8 protein-coding genes and 1 tRNA gene are annotated in these 14,429 nt (G+C 68.5%); 8 read left to right on the forward strand and 1 reads right to left on the reverse strand.

What is annotated here, in order from left to right; translation table 11 throughout:
* The first annotated feature begins 17 nt into the window (after window positions 1-17).
* From smc to EGT50_RS02280, 7 genes are all read left to right on the forward strand, one after another.
* Window positions 18-3,626, forward strand: a complete 3,609-nt coding sequence (gene smc, locus EGT50_RS02250) for a chromosome segregation protein SMC (protein WP_127950963.1) — start codon at window positions 18-20, stop codon at window positions 3,624-3,626.
* A 31-nt stretch (window positions 3,627-3,657) separates the two neighbouring features.
* Window positions 3,658-5,085: a signal recognition particle-docking protein FtsY gene (gene ftsY, locus EGT50_RS02255; RefSeq protein WP_127950964.1), complete on the forward strand. Its 1,428-nt coding sequence runs from the start codon at window positions 3,658-3,660 to the stop codon at window positions 5,083-5,085.
* A gap of 257 nt (window positions 5,086-5,342) precedes the next feature.
* Entirely contained in the window at window positions 5,343-6,722 is a 1,380-nt protein-coding gene (locus tag EGT50_RS02260; RefSeq protein WP_408014576.1) for an ammonium transporter, read from the forward strand.
* Between the two features lie 4 nt (window positions 6,723-6,726).
* Window positions 6,727-7,065: a P-II family nitrogen regulator gene (locus tag EGT50_RS02265; RefSeq protein WP_127946474.1), complete on the forward strand. Its 339-nt coding sequence runs from the start codon at window positions 6,727-6,729 to the stop codon at window positions 7,063-7,065.
* Window positions 7,055-9,619 carry a [protein-PII] uridylyltransferase gene (locus EGT50_RS02270; RefSeq protein ID WP_127950966.1) on the forward strand — a complete coding sequence of 855 codons (2,565 nt, stop codon included), beginning with the start codon at window positions 7,055-7,057 and terminating at the stop codon, window positions 9,617-9,619. The genes EGT50_RS02265 and EGT50_RS02270 overlap by 11 nt, the downstream gene beginning before the upstream one ends.
* A 113-nt stretch (window positions 9,620-9,732) precedes the next feature.
* Window positions 9,733-11,307 (forward strand): signal recognition particle protein, encoded by a 1,575-nt coding sequence (gene ffh, locus EGT50_RS02275; protein ID WP_127950967.1) that lies wholly within the window; start codon window positions 9,733-9,735, stop codon window positions 11,305-11,307.
* Window positions 11,308-11,314: 7 nt separating this feature from the next.
* Entirely contained in the window at window positions 11,315-12,409 is a 1,095-nt protein-coding gene (locus EGT50_RS02280) for a metal-dependent hydrolase family protein (RefSeq protein WP_127950968.1), read from the forward strand.
* Between the two features lie 179 nt (window positions 12,410-12,588).
* Here EGT50_RS02280 and EGT50_RS02285 read toward each other — a convergent pair.
* A tRNA-Leu gene (locus EGT50_RS02285) sits at window positions 12,589-12,673 on the reverse strand.
* A gap of 368 nt (window positions 12,674-13,041) precedes the next feature.
* Between EGT50_RS02285 and phnA the strand changes: the two genes are divergently transcribed.
* Complete coding sequence (gene phnA / locus EGT50_RS02290) at window positions 13,042-14,391, forward strand: phosphonoacetate hydrolase (protein WP_127950969.1); 1,350 nt, start codon at window positions 13,042-13,044, stop codon at window positions 14,389-14,391.
* The last annotated feature ends 38 nt before the right edge of the window (window positions 14,392-14,429 follow it).

A 14,429-nucleotide genomic window follows, 5' to 3' on the forward strand; every position in this document is an offset into this window, starting at 1 on the left:
CGGTAGAGTCCACCGTCATGCACCTGAAGAGTCTGACGTTGAAAGGCTTCAAGTCCTTTGCGTCCGCAACGACTCTGCGGTTCGAGCCCGGCATCACCTGTGTCGTCGGTCCGAACGGCTCGGGCAAGTCCAATGTCGTCGACGCGCTCACCTGGGTGATGGGGGAACAGGGCGTCAAGGCGCTGCGCGGCGGCAAGATGCAGGACGTGATCTTCGCCGGCACCGCGGGACGGGCTGCGCTGGGGCGAGCAGAGGTGACGCTCACGATCGACAACTCCGACGGCGCGCTGCCGATCGACTACTCCGAGGTGTCGATCACGCGGCGGATGTTCCGTGACGGCGCCGGCGAGTACGAGATCAACGGGAACTCTTGTCGGCTGATGGATGTGCAGGAACTGCTCAGCGACTCTGGTATCGGCCGCGAAATGCACGTGATCGTGGGGCAGGGCCAGCTGGCGGCGATTCTCGAATCGCGCCCCGAGGAGCGGCGTGCGTTCATCGAGGAAGCCGCCGGGGTGCTCAAGCACCGCAGGCGCAAGGAAAAGGCGGTTCGCAAGCTCGAGTCGATGCAGGCCAACCTGGCCCGACTCACCGACCTCACCGCGGAACTGCGCCGACAGCTCAAGCCCCTCGGCAGACAGGCCGAGGTCGCACGCCGGGCCCAGACCGTGCAGGCCGACCTGCGCGATGCCCGGCTGCGACTGGCCGCCGACGACCTTGTGACCCGTCGGGCCGAACTCGAGAATCAGACGCACGACGAGAAGCTCACCCGCCAGCAGCAGGAGGCGGTCCAGACCGCCCTCGACGCCGCGACCGCCGAACTCGGCGGGCACGAGCAGGCCTTGACTCGGCTCGCCCCCCAGGCCGAGGCGGCGAGCCAGACGTGGTTTCAGCTGTCGGCACTCGCCGAACGGGTGAGCGCGACCATCCGCATCGCCCAGGAACGTGCGCGGCACCTCGAGACCGAGCCGGAGACCGGACGTGGGCAGGACCCGGACGAGATGGAGGCCCGGGCCGAGCGGATCGCGCAGGAGGAAGCTGAGCTGGTCGCGGCCGTCGAACTGGCCCGCGCGACGCTCGAGGCTGCCCGCGAGCAGCTCGCCGACCGGGAGGAGGCCGCCGCCGAGGCCGAGCGTGCGCACCTGGCGGCGGTGCGCGCCGTCGCGGACCGGCGGGAAGGACTGGCCCGCCTCGCCGGACAGATCGACACCTTGCAGACCCGCGCCGAGTCCGTGGACGCCGAGGTCGCTCGCCTCGACGTCGCGATCGAGGAGGCCCGGCAGCGTGGCGACGCGGCGCAGGCGGAGTTCGAGGCCGTCGAGGCCACGGTCGACGATCTCGACGCGGGCGAGGTCGGGCTCGACGGGCAGCACGAACGAGCCGTTGCCGCACTGAGTCTCGTCACGGCGCGGGTCGAGGAACTGCAGTCCGCCGAGCGTGAGGCCGGCCAGCAGGTCGCATCACTGAAGGCCCGCATCGACGCGCTGTCGATCGGGCTCGAACGCCGGGACGGCGGGGCCTGGCTGCTCGAACATCACGGCGGTCGTGGCCTCGCCGGGCCGGTAGCCGAACTGCTGCGTGTCCAACCCGGTTTCGAAGCGGCGGTCTCGGCCGTGCTGGGGCCGGCCGCCGACGCGATCGCCGCCGAGTCCGCTACGGCAGCCACGGCGGCTGTCCAGGCACTCAAGGATGCCGACGAGGGACGGGCCTCGATCCTGTTCGGGATCGAAAAGTCCACCCCGGCAACGCGGTCGGACCTTCCGAGTGGGGCCCGGTGGCTCGTCGACTTCGTCGACTGCCCCGACGGCGTGCGCGGCGGGACGGTCGCACTTCTGGACGGGGTCGCGGTGGTCGACTCGCTTGCCGACGGCCTCACACTGGTCCGACAGGTGCCCTCGGTTCGTGCCGTGACGCGAGACGGCGACCTCATCGGACCTGGTTGGATCGTCGGTGGATCCGACCGCCAGCCGAGCACGCTCGAGGTGCAGGCCGCGATCGACACGTCCGTAACGGGGCTCGAGGCAGCAGAACGCCATGCGGAGGAGCTATCGGCGGCCCTTGCCGGGGCACTCGCCGAGCAGAAAGACCGCGCGGAGGTGGCCGAGCAGACCCTCGCCGCCCTCCACGAATCCGACGCGAACATGTCCGCGGTCTACGAGCAACTGGGCCGATTGGGTCACGTGGTGCGCGCCGCACGGGACGAATCCGAGCGTCTCCTTACACAGCGCACGGAGGCCGAGACCGGACGGGCGGAGAATCTCGCGTCGCTCGCGGAGCTCGAGGAGCGGCTGCGTCTGGCGGAGCACGAACAGTCCGGCGCCGACCTGACGGATTCAGTCGGCGGGGACGGTACCGACACCGAGCGTGAGCTCGCATCGGCGGCTCTCGCAGAGGTGCGGGCCGTCGAGGTCGAGGCCCGGCTCGCGGTGCGGACGGCGGAAGAGCGTGCCGAATCAGTTCGTGGAAAGGCTGATTCACTGCGGAGAGCGGCGCAGGCCGAACGAGAGGCGCGTGCGCGGGCGGAGCGGGCCCTGCGGGCCCGTCAGGCTGCCGCGGCCGTCGCTGCAGCGGTCGCCGAGGCCGGTGCGCGGGTAGCGGCGCGGCTCGAGGGTGTGGTCGCGGCGGCCGTGGCGCATCGCGACGAGCTGACCCAGCTGCGTTCGGCGCACGCCGAGCAGGCCGAGGCCCTCAAGGAGCACGTCCGCGAGCTCACTGCCCAGATGTCGGCGCTCACCGACGCGGTCCACCGCGACGAGGTGGCACGTGCCCAGGCCGCGCTGCGAATCGAACAGCTCGAGGAGATGATCCTCGACCAGTTCGCGATGGCGCCCGACGATCTGATCGCCGAGTACGGCCCCGACGTGCCGCTGCCGCCGTCCGAGCTGGAGATTGCCGAGTACGAGCAGGCACGAGACCGTGGTGAACAGGTGGTGGCCCCGGCTCCGCAGCCGTACGACCGAGCAACGCAGGAGCGGCGGGCCAAGCGAGCCGAGAAGGACCTAGCGACACTCGGCAAGGTCAACCCGCTCGCGCTGGAGGAATTCGCCGCGCTCGAGGAGCGCTACAACTTCCTCTCCACTCAACTCGAGGACGTCAAGAACGCCCGCCAAGACCTGCTCGGCGTGGTGGCCGACGTCGACGCGCGGATCCTGCAGCTGTTCAGCGAGGCCTACGCCGACGTCGAGCGCGAGTTCGTCGAGGTGTTCGCGACGCTGTTCCCCGGCGGTGAGGGTCGGCTCGTCCTCACGGACCCGTCAGACATGCTCATCACCGGCATCGACGTCGAGGCTCGGCCGCCCGGCAAGAAGGTCAAGCGCCTGTCGCTGCTCTCCGGTGGCGAGAAGTCGCTTACCGCGGTTGCGATGCTGGTGGCGATCTTCCGGGCCCGGCCGTCGCCGTTCTACGTCATGGACGAGGTCGAGGCCGCACTCGACGACACCAACCTGCGGCGGCTGATCGGTCTGTTCGAGCAGCTGCGGGAAAAGTCGCAGCTGATCGTGATCACGCACCAGAAGCCGACGATGGAGGTCGCCGACGCGCTGTACGGCGTCAGTATGCGGGGCGACGGCATCACCACCGTCATCTCGCAACGTCTGCGCGGTCAGGACCTGACAGTGTCGGGCTGACCGAGGTCCCGCAGCCTGACAGGATGTTGGGGTGAGTACCGGAGCCTGGATAGCAATCGCGGCCGTGCTGGCCGTCCTCGTCGTTGCGCTCGTCGTCGGCTTTACGTTGGCGCGACGCCGACGGATCAGCCTCGCCGCTCCTGAGAAGCCCGAGCTGACCGAGCCCAAGGACCAATCGGGCGGTTATCAAGCAGGTGGAGGATTCAACTTCAGCCGGGGACCGTCGGCCACCGCGCCGCCGGTTCCGCCGACCGCGCCTACTGCTGAGCCCCCTACCGCGGAGCCGGAGCCGATTGCGCCCCCCGCGCCCGAGCCGGGGCCGGTTGCACCGCCCGCGCGTGAAGTGAAGCCGACCGCGCCCCCGGAGCCGGTCGTCGAGCCGAAGCCTGCTGCAGAACCTGAGCCAGTCGCGGAGCCCGAGGCGCCCGCGGCTCCCGAGCCGGTCGTCGAGCCTGAGCCAGTTGTAGAGGCCGCGCCTGTCGTCGCGCCCGAGGCCGCCGCTCCCGCGGAACCGGAGGCGCCCGCGATCGAGGAGATTGCGCCAACCGCCGGCCGCCTCGACCGGCTGCGCGGCCGCCTGTCTCGCTCGCAGAACGCGGTCGGCAAGAGCCTGCTCGGTCTGCTCGGCGGCGGCGACCTCGACGAGGACTCGTGGGAGGAGGTCGAGGACACGCTGCTGATCGCAGACATCGGCGCCGCTACCACGACCAAGATCGTCGAGCGCCTGCGCGAGGAGATGGCCGCACGCGGCGTGCGCACCGAGGCCGAGGCGCGTGCCCTGCTGCGTGAGGTCCTGATCGACGAGCTGCGTCCGGACCTGGATCGCTCGATCCACGCGCTGCCGCACCCCGATCACCCCGCCGTGCTGCTGATCGTCGGCGTCAACGGCACCGGCAAGACCACCACCACCGGCAAGCTCGCCCGCGTCCTCGTCGCCGACGGGCGCCGTGTCCTGCTCGGCGCGGCCGACACGTTCCGTGCCGCCGCGGCCGACCAACTACAGACGTGGGCCGAACGCGTCGGTGCCGAAGTGGTGCGCGGCAAGGAAGGCGGCGACCCTGCCGCAATCGCGTTCGACTCCGTCTCCAAGGGCATCGAGGACGGCATCGACGCGGTGGTCATCGACACCGCTGGCCGTTTGCACACAAAGACCGGCCTGATGGACGAACTCGGCAAGGTCAAGCGTGTGGTCGAGAAGAAGGCCGGCGTCGACGACGTGCTGCTGGTGCTCGACGCCACCGTCGGGCAGAACGGTCTCATGCAGGCCCGTGTGTTCGCGGAGGTCGTCGACATCACCGGTGTGGTGCTCACCAAGCTCGACGGCACCGCCAAGGGCGGCATCGTCTTCCAGGTTCAGCACGAACTCGGCGTGCCGGTCAAGCTCGTCGGCCTCGGTGAGGGCGCCGACGATCTCGCCCCCTTCGAGCCGGAGGCGTTCGTAGACGCGTTGCTCGGCTGAGAGTCCTTCACACGCTGCTGCCCGGTTCCGGCTCTGTGGGGCCGGGCAGCGGTTGTGTGCGGGCAGGGTGAGGCACTACTCCGTCGGGCGTCACGTCTGCGTGCGAGCGTGCCAGGAATCGCCGTTTGACGCCGTGTGGGAAACCACGAAACCTGCGCGCAACACGATCGGCCAATCCGTTCACCTATCCGAAACTCGGCGAAACCACGGATGAAACACCACCTGAGCACTCTTTGTCCCCAGACATTCAAACTCTGATGAGGAGGCTCACCGTGGACTTTCCCACTCTCGGAGCCCCGGACACTGGGGATACCGCGTGGATGCTTATGGCAGCCGCGCTGGTGCTCTTGATGACGCCGGGCCTTGCGTTCTTCTACGGCGGCATGGTCCGCGCGAAGAGCGTGCTGAACATGATCATGATGAGCGTCGGCGCAATAGGCGTCGTCGGCGTGCTCTGGGCGCTGTTCGGCTACTCCATCGCCTTCGGTAACGACCTGGGCGGCGGGCTGATCGGGGATCCGACCGAGTTCTTCGGGCTGGGGGGCCTGTTCGGGGGCGACTACTGGGGCGAGACGGATGGGGCGGTCCCGGTCGTCGGTACTATTCCGGCGCTCGTGTTCGTCGCTTTCCAGGGAATGTTCGCGATCATCACCGTCGCCCTGATCTCGGGCGCGGTTGCCGACCGCATGAAGTACGGCGCCTGGCTGCTCTTCGCGGGCCTGTGGGCCACGGTCGTCTACTTCCCGGTCGCGCACTGGGTGTTCTCGTTCGACGGTTCCACCGCCGAGACCGGTGGTTGGATCGCCAACCAGCTCGAGGCGATCGACTTCGCCGGTGGTACCGCTGTGCACATCAACGCCGGTATCGCGGGCCTGGTGCTCGTTCTGATTCTGGGTAACCGCCGCGGCTGGCCCAAGACGCCGTTCCGTCCGCACAACCTGCCGTTCGTGATGCTCGGCGCCGCGCTGCTGTGGTTCGGCTGGTTCGGGTTCAACGCCGGTTCGGCGGTCGGGTCCAACGGAGCCACGGGTGCCGCGTTCCTCACCACGGTCGTCGCGACCGCTGCCGCGCTGCTGGCCTGGCTGCTGGTGGAGAAGATTCGTGACGGCCACGCCACCACCCTCGGCGGCGCGTCGGGCATCGTCGCCGGTCTGGTCGCCATCACCCCGGCCGCCGCCTCGGTGGACGTCTTCGGCGCCATCTTCATCGGTGTCGCTTCCGGTGTGCTGGCTGCCCTCGCCGTCGGCCTCAAGTACCGCTTCGGCTACGACGACTCGCTCGACGTCGTCGGCGTCCACCTCGTCGGTGGCCTCGTCGGCACCATGCTGGTCGGTCTGGTCGCGACCGACGCCGCTCCGACCGGTATCAACGGACTGTTCTACGGCGGCGGATTCGACCAGCTGTGGCGTCAGGCGGTCGGCGCGGGTGCCGTACTTCTGTACTCGCTTGTCGCTACGGCCGTCATCGCGCTTATCGTGAAGGCCACGATCGGACTGCGGGTTCCCGCCGAGGCCGAGGAGGGTGGCGTGGACGAGAGCGAGCACGCCGAGACCGCCTACGACTTCGTCGCGCACTCGGGTAGCCCGGTCACGGGTCGCACACCTGCGCCCGCCACTGTAGCCGCCAGGGAGGTATGAGGTTATGAAGCTGATCACCGCAATCGTCAAGCCGTTCACGCTCGAGGACGTCAAGACTGGGCTCGAACAAGCCGGTGTGCTCGGGATGACCGTCAGCGAGGTCCAGGGTTACGGGCGGCAGAAGGGCCACACCGAGGTCTACCGCGGCGCCGAGTACTCGGTCGACTTCGTGCCCAAGGTGCGCGTCGAGGTCGTCGTGGACGACTCCGTCGTCGACAAGGTCGTCGAGGTGATCATCGAGGCCTCCCGCACCGGCAAGATCGGTGACGGGAAGGTCTGGGTCACGCCGGTCGAGTCCGTTATCCGGGTTCGCACCGGGGAGCGGGGAGCGGATGCGATCTGACCCTCACGGGTCTGGCTTCGACGGCCCCGACCCAGTCGCCGGTATGGCGGCCGGGTCGGGGCCGTCCGGCTCTCGAGGCCCCGACGCGTACCACCCCGACGACGCCCGGGATCTCGCGCGGGCCCGCGAACGACTACTCGTGGGAGGCACCCGGCACCATCGCCTCGACGCCGCCTCGCTGCGGCAGGCGCTGGTCGATCTGTACGAGTTCTGGCTCACCCGAAAGGGGAACGAGCTCGGCATCGAACCCGAGTCCGGGTTCGCGATCGTCGCCGTCGGCGGGCTCGCGCGAAGCGAGATGCTGCCGTACTCCGATCTGGATCTGATCCTGCTGCACGACGACGTCGATCCGGCACAGGTCGCGAAGGTGGCGGATCAGCTGTGGTACCCGTTGTGGGACGCACACATCAAACTCGATCACAGCGTTCGGACGGTGCCGCAGGCTCTCCAGGTCGCGGCCTCTGATCTCACCGCCGCCCTCGGGATGCTCGAGGCTCGGCACATCGTCGGCGACGCCGAACTGAGCGACCTGCTCATCGGCGGGGTGCGCCGGCAATGGCGTACCGGGATCCCTTCCCGCTTCGACGAACTCGTCGAGCAGACGGAGGCGCGCTGGGCTCGCAGCGGGCAGATCGCTCACCGCGCCGAACCGGACATCAAGAACGGGCGCGGCGGTCTGCGGGACGTTCAACTCCTCAACGCCCTGTCCATCGCGCAGCTCACGGACGGGATGCCCGGCCTGGGACCGCAGACCCCTGGTGGCGGGCTGGCGCTGGCGCATCGGCGCCTGCTCGACGTCCGCACCGAATTGCACCGGGTGGCCCGTCGCTCACGCGACCAGCTGCGGGCGCAGGATGCCGACGAGATCGGGGCCGCACTGCGCATCGGTGACCGGTTCGATCTGGCCCGCACCCTCAGCGATTGCGCCCGGACGATCGGGTACTCGGTCGATGTGGGTTTGCGAACCGCGAGCAATGCGTTGCCGCGGCGAGGACTGTCGGTGCTGCGCCGTGTGCCGATTCGTCGGCCGATCGACGAGGGGGTCGTCGAGCAGTCGGGTGAACTCGTTCTTGCTCGTGATGCCCAGCCCAAACGAGATCCGGGGCTGGTGGTGCGGGTCGCGGCGGCGTCGGCGTCGACCGGGCTGCCGATCTCGGCGTCGACGCTGGGGCGGTTGGCGGACAGTGCACCCGAGCTGCGCGAGCCCTGGCCGAAGAGCGCGCTCGGGGATCTCCTGGTGTTGCTCGGCTCGGGGCAGCGTGCGATCCCGACGATCGAGGCCCTCGACCGGACCGGGTTGTGGGGTCGGCTGCTGCCCGAGTGGGGAGCGGTACGGGACCTGCCTCCTCGCGACGCGGTACACACCTGGACCGTCGACCGCCACCTCGTCGAGACCGTTGCCCAGGCGAGCGCGCTCACGACCAGTGTCGCGCGGCCCGACCTGCTGATGCTGGGCGCACTCCTGCACGACATCGGCAAGGGACGGGACGGCGATCACAGTGTCGTCGGAGCCGAGTTGGCCGCGCAGATAGGGGCGCGTCTGGGGCTGTGGCCGTCCGACATCGAATTGCTGACCGGAATGGTGCGCCACCACCTGTTGCTGGTGCATACCGCGACCCGACGTGATCTCGACGATCCGGCGACTGTCGAGATGGTGGTCGAGACGCTCGGCGGCGACCCGGCGCTGCTCGAACTGCTGCAGGCCCTGTCCGAGGCGGACTCGCTCGCGACAGGCCCGGGGGTGTGGGGCGACTGGAAGTCGTCGCTCATCGGGGAACTGGTGCGCAAGTGCCGGCTCACGATGGCGGGCGAGCCGCTGCCGGTGCCGGAACCGATCGACCCGGCACTCGTGGCCGTGGCGGAGGCGGGCGGGATACATGTAACGCTGCATCCGGGCACCTCGGCGCACACCTATGTGGTGACGGTCGTCGCATCCGACACGCCCGGACTGCTGTCGCACTCGGCGGGGGTGCTGGCCCTGAACTCGCTGCGGGTGCTGTCGGCTTCGGTGGGTCACTACGAAGACTCGGCGATCAACTCCTTCGTCGTGTCTCCCCGGTTCGGCACGCCGCCGCAGGCCGGGCTGCTGCGTCAGGAACTCATCCGGGCGATTGCGGGGCAGATCGACGTTCTCGCCCAGCTCGACACGAAGGAGCGGGAGGCGCGTGAGCAGCAGGTCCTCGATGACAGCGCCATGGCGGGTGTGCCCGTCCAGTACGCGCAGGCTCCGCCACGGGTCATCTGGCTCGACCCCGCCGAGGGCGGGGCCGCCGAACCGGGTGAGGTGATCGTGGAACTGCGCGCGGAGGACCGGCTGGGCCTACTGAGTCGACTGTCCCGAGTCTTCGAACGGTTCGGTGCGGACGTGCGCTGGGCGAAGGTGAGCACGCTCGGTTCCTCGGTGGTCGACGCATTCTGCGTTCGGTTGACCGACGGCGACACCCGTACCCGCCGGGAACAACTCTCGCGGGCGATACTGGCCGTCGTGCCGGCTCCGGAGCCGAAGAAGCCCGACGCAGATCCGAACGACCCGGAGCCCGAGGTGAGCAAATGAACAGTAGAGCTCGCCCGGCTGGCCCGGGTTGCCGCGCGGCGGCGCCGAATCGAACGGTTACCCTGGTCGAAGAAATATCCACGGCCTTCGCATAGAGCTCAGGAGCGCATTCGGTGTTCGAATCCCTTTCCGACCGGTTGACCGGAGCCCTCAAGGATCTGCGTGGCAAGGGTCGACTCTCCGGAGCCGACATCGACGCCACCTGCCGCGAGATCCGTCTTGCGCTCCTCGAGGCCGACGTCGCGCTTCCCGTCGTTCGCACGTTCATCGCGAAGATCAAGGAACGCGCGAAGGGCGCCGAGGTCTCGGCGGCGCTCAACCCCGCGCAGCAGGTCGTCAAGATCGTCAACGAGGAGCTCATCGGCATCCTCGGTGGTGAGACGCGGCGCGTGCAGTTCGCGAAGACCCCGCCGACGGTGATCATGCTGGCCGGTCTGCAGGGTTCCGGTAAGACCACACTCGCCGGCAAGCTCGCCAAGTGGCTGAAGGACCAGGGGCACACCCCGCTGCTGGTGGCGTGTGACCTCCAGCGTCCCGGCGCCGTCAGCCAGCTGCAGATCGTCGGTGAGCGAGCGGGTGCGGCCGTGTTCGCGCCCCACCCCGGCACCTCCGTGGGCGGCGGCGAGAACCCCCTGGGCATCTCGGCCGCCGACCCCATCGAGGTGGCGCGCGCCGGCGTCGAGGAGGCGCGCGCCAAGCAGTACGACGTCGTGGTCGTGGACACCGCCGGCCGTCTCGGCATCGACGCCGACCTGATGGCCCAGGCTGCGGGCATCCGGGACGCCGTCCAGCCCGACGAGACGCTCTTCGTGCTCGACGCGATGATCGGTCAGGACGCCGTCAGCACCGCGGAGGCGTTCCGTGCAGGCGTCGGATTCACCGGTGTCGTGCTCACCAAGTTGGACGGCGACGCCCGCGGTGGCGCCGCGCTCAGCGTCCGCGAGGTCACCGGTGAGCCGATCCTGTTCGCGTCGACCGGTGAGAAGCTCGAGGACTTCGACGTCTTCCACCCGGACCGCATGTCCAGCCGCATCCTCGGGATGGGCGACGTGCTCACGCTCATCGAGCAGGCCGAGCAGGTGTTCGACGCCAAGCAGGCGGAGGCCACTGCGACGAAGATCGGTTCGGGGGAGTTGACCCTCGAGGACTTCCTCGAGCAGATGATGGCGGTGCGCCGCATGGGCCCGATCGGCAACCTGCTCGGGATGCTCCCGGGTGCCGGTCAGATGAAGGACGCGCTCACGAACGTCGACGAGAAGCATCTCGACCGCATCCAGGCGATCATCCGCGGTATGACCCCGGAGGAGCGTGCGAACCCGAAGATCATCAACGGCTCGCGCCGTCTGCGCATCGCGAACGGTTCGGGCGTCAAGGTATCGGACGTCAATCAGCTCGTCGACCGTTTCTTCGAGGCCCGCAAGATGATGGCCGCGATGGCTGGGCGTATGGGGATGCCAGGCGCCCGCAAGCAGATGCGCGGGAAGAAGGGCAAGAAAGGCAAGAAGGGCGGCAAGGGCCCGACCCCACCGAAGGTCAAGGGCGGATTCCCAGGCGGTCTGCCTGCAGGGATGCCCGGCGGGATGCCGACCGGATTCCCGGACCTGTCGAAGATGCCGAAGGGTCTCGACCAGCTGCCCCCGGGGCTCGAGGACATCGACCTGTCGCAGCTGAAGCTCCCCAAGAAGTAGCCCACGCGTGGGCTCGTTTCACGTGCGGGGCATTGGCCTGCCCGGCGAGCAGCCGGTCGAGCTGTGGATCCGGAACGGGGAGTTTTCCGATGAGCCGGTGCCCGGGGCGCAGACGCTGTGCACCGAGGGCTGGGTCCTGCCCGGCCTCGTCGACGCCCACTGCCACATCGGTATCCGGTACGGCGGTGGCGCCGAGGACCTTGGCGGCGCGCTCGCGCAGGCCCGCATCGAGCGGGACCGGGGTGTGCTCCTGGTGCGCGACGCCGGATCGCCCGTCGACACCCGTTCACTCGACGACGTCGCAGGCCTACCCCGGATCATCCGGGCCGGACGGCACATTGCCAGGCCCAAGCGGTACGCGCGGGAACTGCCGGTGGACCTCGAGGACGAGTCGCAGTTGCCAGACGAGGTGGTGCGTCAGGCACGCGCCGGCGACGGCTGGGTGAAGTTGGTGGGGGACTGGATCGACCGCGAGGTCGGCGACCTCGCGCCGTTGTGGAGTGACGAGATCCTCGCCGACGCGGTCGAGGCCGCGCACCGCGAGGGTGCTCGGGTCACAGCGCATGTGTTCGGCGAGGATGCGCTGCCGGGCCTGATCAACGCCGGAATCGACTGCATCGAGCATGGCACCGGCCTGACCGACACCACGATCGCCATGATGGCCGAACGCGGCACGGCGCTGGTGCCGACACTGATCAACATCGACAACTTCCCCGAGATCGCGGACGGCGCTACACGATTCCCGGTCTACGCCGCGCACATGCGGGACCTGTACGAGCGGGTGAACGACACTATCGGGGCTGCCCACGACGCGGGAATCCCGATCTACGCGGGCACCGACGCGGGTGGGCACGTGCGCCATGGCCGGATCGCCGACGAGGTCGAGGCACTCGGCAAGGTGGGCATGGCACCCACGGAGGCGCTCGGTGCGGCGTGCTGGAACGCGCAGGATTGGCTCGGCGGCGGTGGATTCGAAGCAGGTTCGCCAGCGGATCTGATTGTCTACGAACAAGATCCGAGGACGGGTCCGAGAGTGCTCGAGGAGCCATCGCTCGTGATGGTCGGCGGCGAGGTCGTGACGACGCGAGGATCGTTCGCCTGACATTGAGCCCCCGGCTTCGGCGGCACACACCTTCTGTCGTGTTCACACACCGATTCCGCACGCAGCACGTGGGCGATTTCGGCCGAAGCGGTGTGCTGTGAGTCGAGGTGTCGGAGCGGTGAACTTTCGCGTCCCGGTCACGGCCTCGATCCTGGTGCAATGGGTCCGACGGATCGTGATGGTGCGCGAGGGGGGACTTGAACCCCCACGTCCTAAGACACTGGAACCTAAATCCAGCGCGTCTGCCAATTCCGCCACTCGCGCGAGCGCTCAACAGCCTACGCCACTGTAGGCCGGGGTGGATCGTCGGGACCGTCCGAGCGGGCGGCTCCACGAAGGGGGCGAGGCAGTCGGGGTCTGCGGGCCGGAACGGTCCCACGGGCTCGGACAACTACATGGACTTGCGTGTGCCCCTGTAGGGAGGAACTCCGGCGAAAAACGTTTGTGTTCAACGGGGTCCGTGCCGATGACGCCATGCTCTCGGCGGCAGCCGTCGGCGGTGCAGGGAGCACCTCGAGGAAGTACCTCTTGCGCCCGCCTGGAAGTGGGTTCACAGTGGCGTACGACCGGACGCGTCCTCGACAAACAGTGGCGCGGCGGCCGCCTGCCACATTTGGTCCGAGGAGGTCCATATGTCCAGATCGTTCAGTGTCAACGGCCGCGAGTACGAGGTGCCCGACCTGCCAGTGGTCGTGATATGCATCGATGGCAGTGAACCGGAGTACCACCAAGAGGCCATCGAGGCGGGGCGGATGCCGTGGCTGGAGGCGACGCTGGCGGGCGGCGGCACTTACATTCCTGCCCACTGTGCGATGCCCGCCCTTACCAATCCCAACAACGTCTCCATCGCTACCGGGCGGCCGCCCAAATACCACGGCATCAGCGGCAACTACATCTTCGACACCGCGACCGGCGAGGAGGTGTTGATGAATGACAAGAAGTTCCTGCGAATTCCGAGCATATTTGCGGCTGCCAACGAGTCGGGTCTCGACGTCGCCGTCGTCACCGCCAAGGACAAACTTCGTCGCCTGCTGGGTGCCGGGCTCGTCGAAGAGGGGCCGAACCTCGACGGAACTCCCGGGATGACGGCTCCGTCTCGGCAGGGCATCTGCTTCTCTGCCGAGAAGGCCGACGAGGCAACGATCGAGTCGAATGGCGTCGGCGACGTCCTGAGCTTCGTGAATAGGCCGCTACCCGCGGTGTACTCGGCCGACCTGAGCGAATTCGCGCTCGCCGCCGGCGTCAAGATCCTCCAGACCCGTAGGCCGGACCTGATGTACTTGACCCTGACCGACTTCATCCAGCACAAGCACGCGCCCGGCACCGAGGTCGCGAACGCCTTCTACGAGATGATCGACCGGTACGCGAGCGAACTCGATGCGCTCGGAGCCATCGTCGCGGTCACGGCAGACCACGGCATGAGCGCGAAGTCGTTGACGGACGGCACCCCGAGGGTCATCTTCGTCGAGGACGAGGTCAAGCGCATTCTTGCCGGGCTCGACGCGCCAACCGACGGCGTCCGGGTCATCCTGCCGATCACCGACCCGTACACCGTCCATCACGGCGCGCTCGGCTCGTTCGCGAGTGTGTACCTGCCTTCGGGCGCCGACGTCGACGCCGTCTCCCGAGCACTGGCCGGCATCGACGGCATCGAGGCCGTGCACGAGCGACAGGAGGCGGCCGACCGCTATGAACTTCCCGCCGATCGTATCGGCGACCTCGTCGTCTTGGCCGAGAAGAACACCGCCGTCGGAAGGTTCGCAGAGTGGCACGATCTGACGCAGCTCGACGCGCCGCTGCGCTCACACGGGGCACTCGGCGAACTGCAGATCCCGTTCGTGATCAACCGGAAGCTGGAGCAGCCAGAGCCAGTCGACACCCACCTAGGCGACGGCTCGGCTCGCGTGCACAACTACGACGCATTCTGGGTCGCGACGACCGCGCTCAGCCGTAGACAGCGCACCCGGCCCACCCCTGTGTGAATTCCCGCTCGTGACAAAAGATGCCGCCCGAATAGCCG

The organism is Rhodococcus xishaensis (assembly GCF_004011825.1).
Taxonomy (GTDB): Bacteria; Actinomycetota; Actinomycetes; order Mycobacteriales; family Mycobacteriaceae; genus Prescottella; species Prescottella xishaensis.

Coding starts and splice junctions, on each gene's coding strand:
- smc (WP_127950963.1), top strand. CDS start 18: ATGCACCTGAAGAGTCTGACGTTGAAAGGCTTCAAGTCCTTTGCGTCC.
- EGT50_RS02260 (WP_408014576.1), top strand. CDS start 5,343: ATGAGGAGGCTCACCGTGGACTTTCCCACTCTCGGAGCCCCGGACACT.
- EGT50_RS02265 (WP_127946474.1), top strand. CDS start 6,727: ATGAAGCTGATCACCGCAATCGTCAAGCCGTTCACGCTCGAGGACGTC.
- EGT50_RS02270 (WP_127950966.1), top strand. CDS start 7,055: ATGCGATCTGACCCTCACGGGTCTGGCTTCGACGGCCCCGACCCAGTC.
- phnA (WP_127950969.1), top strand. CDS start 13,042: ATGTCCAGATCGTTCAGTGTCAACGGCCGCGAGTACGAGGTGCCCGAC.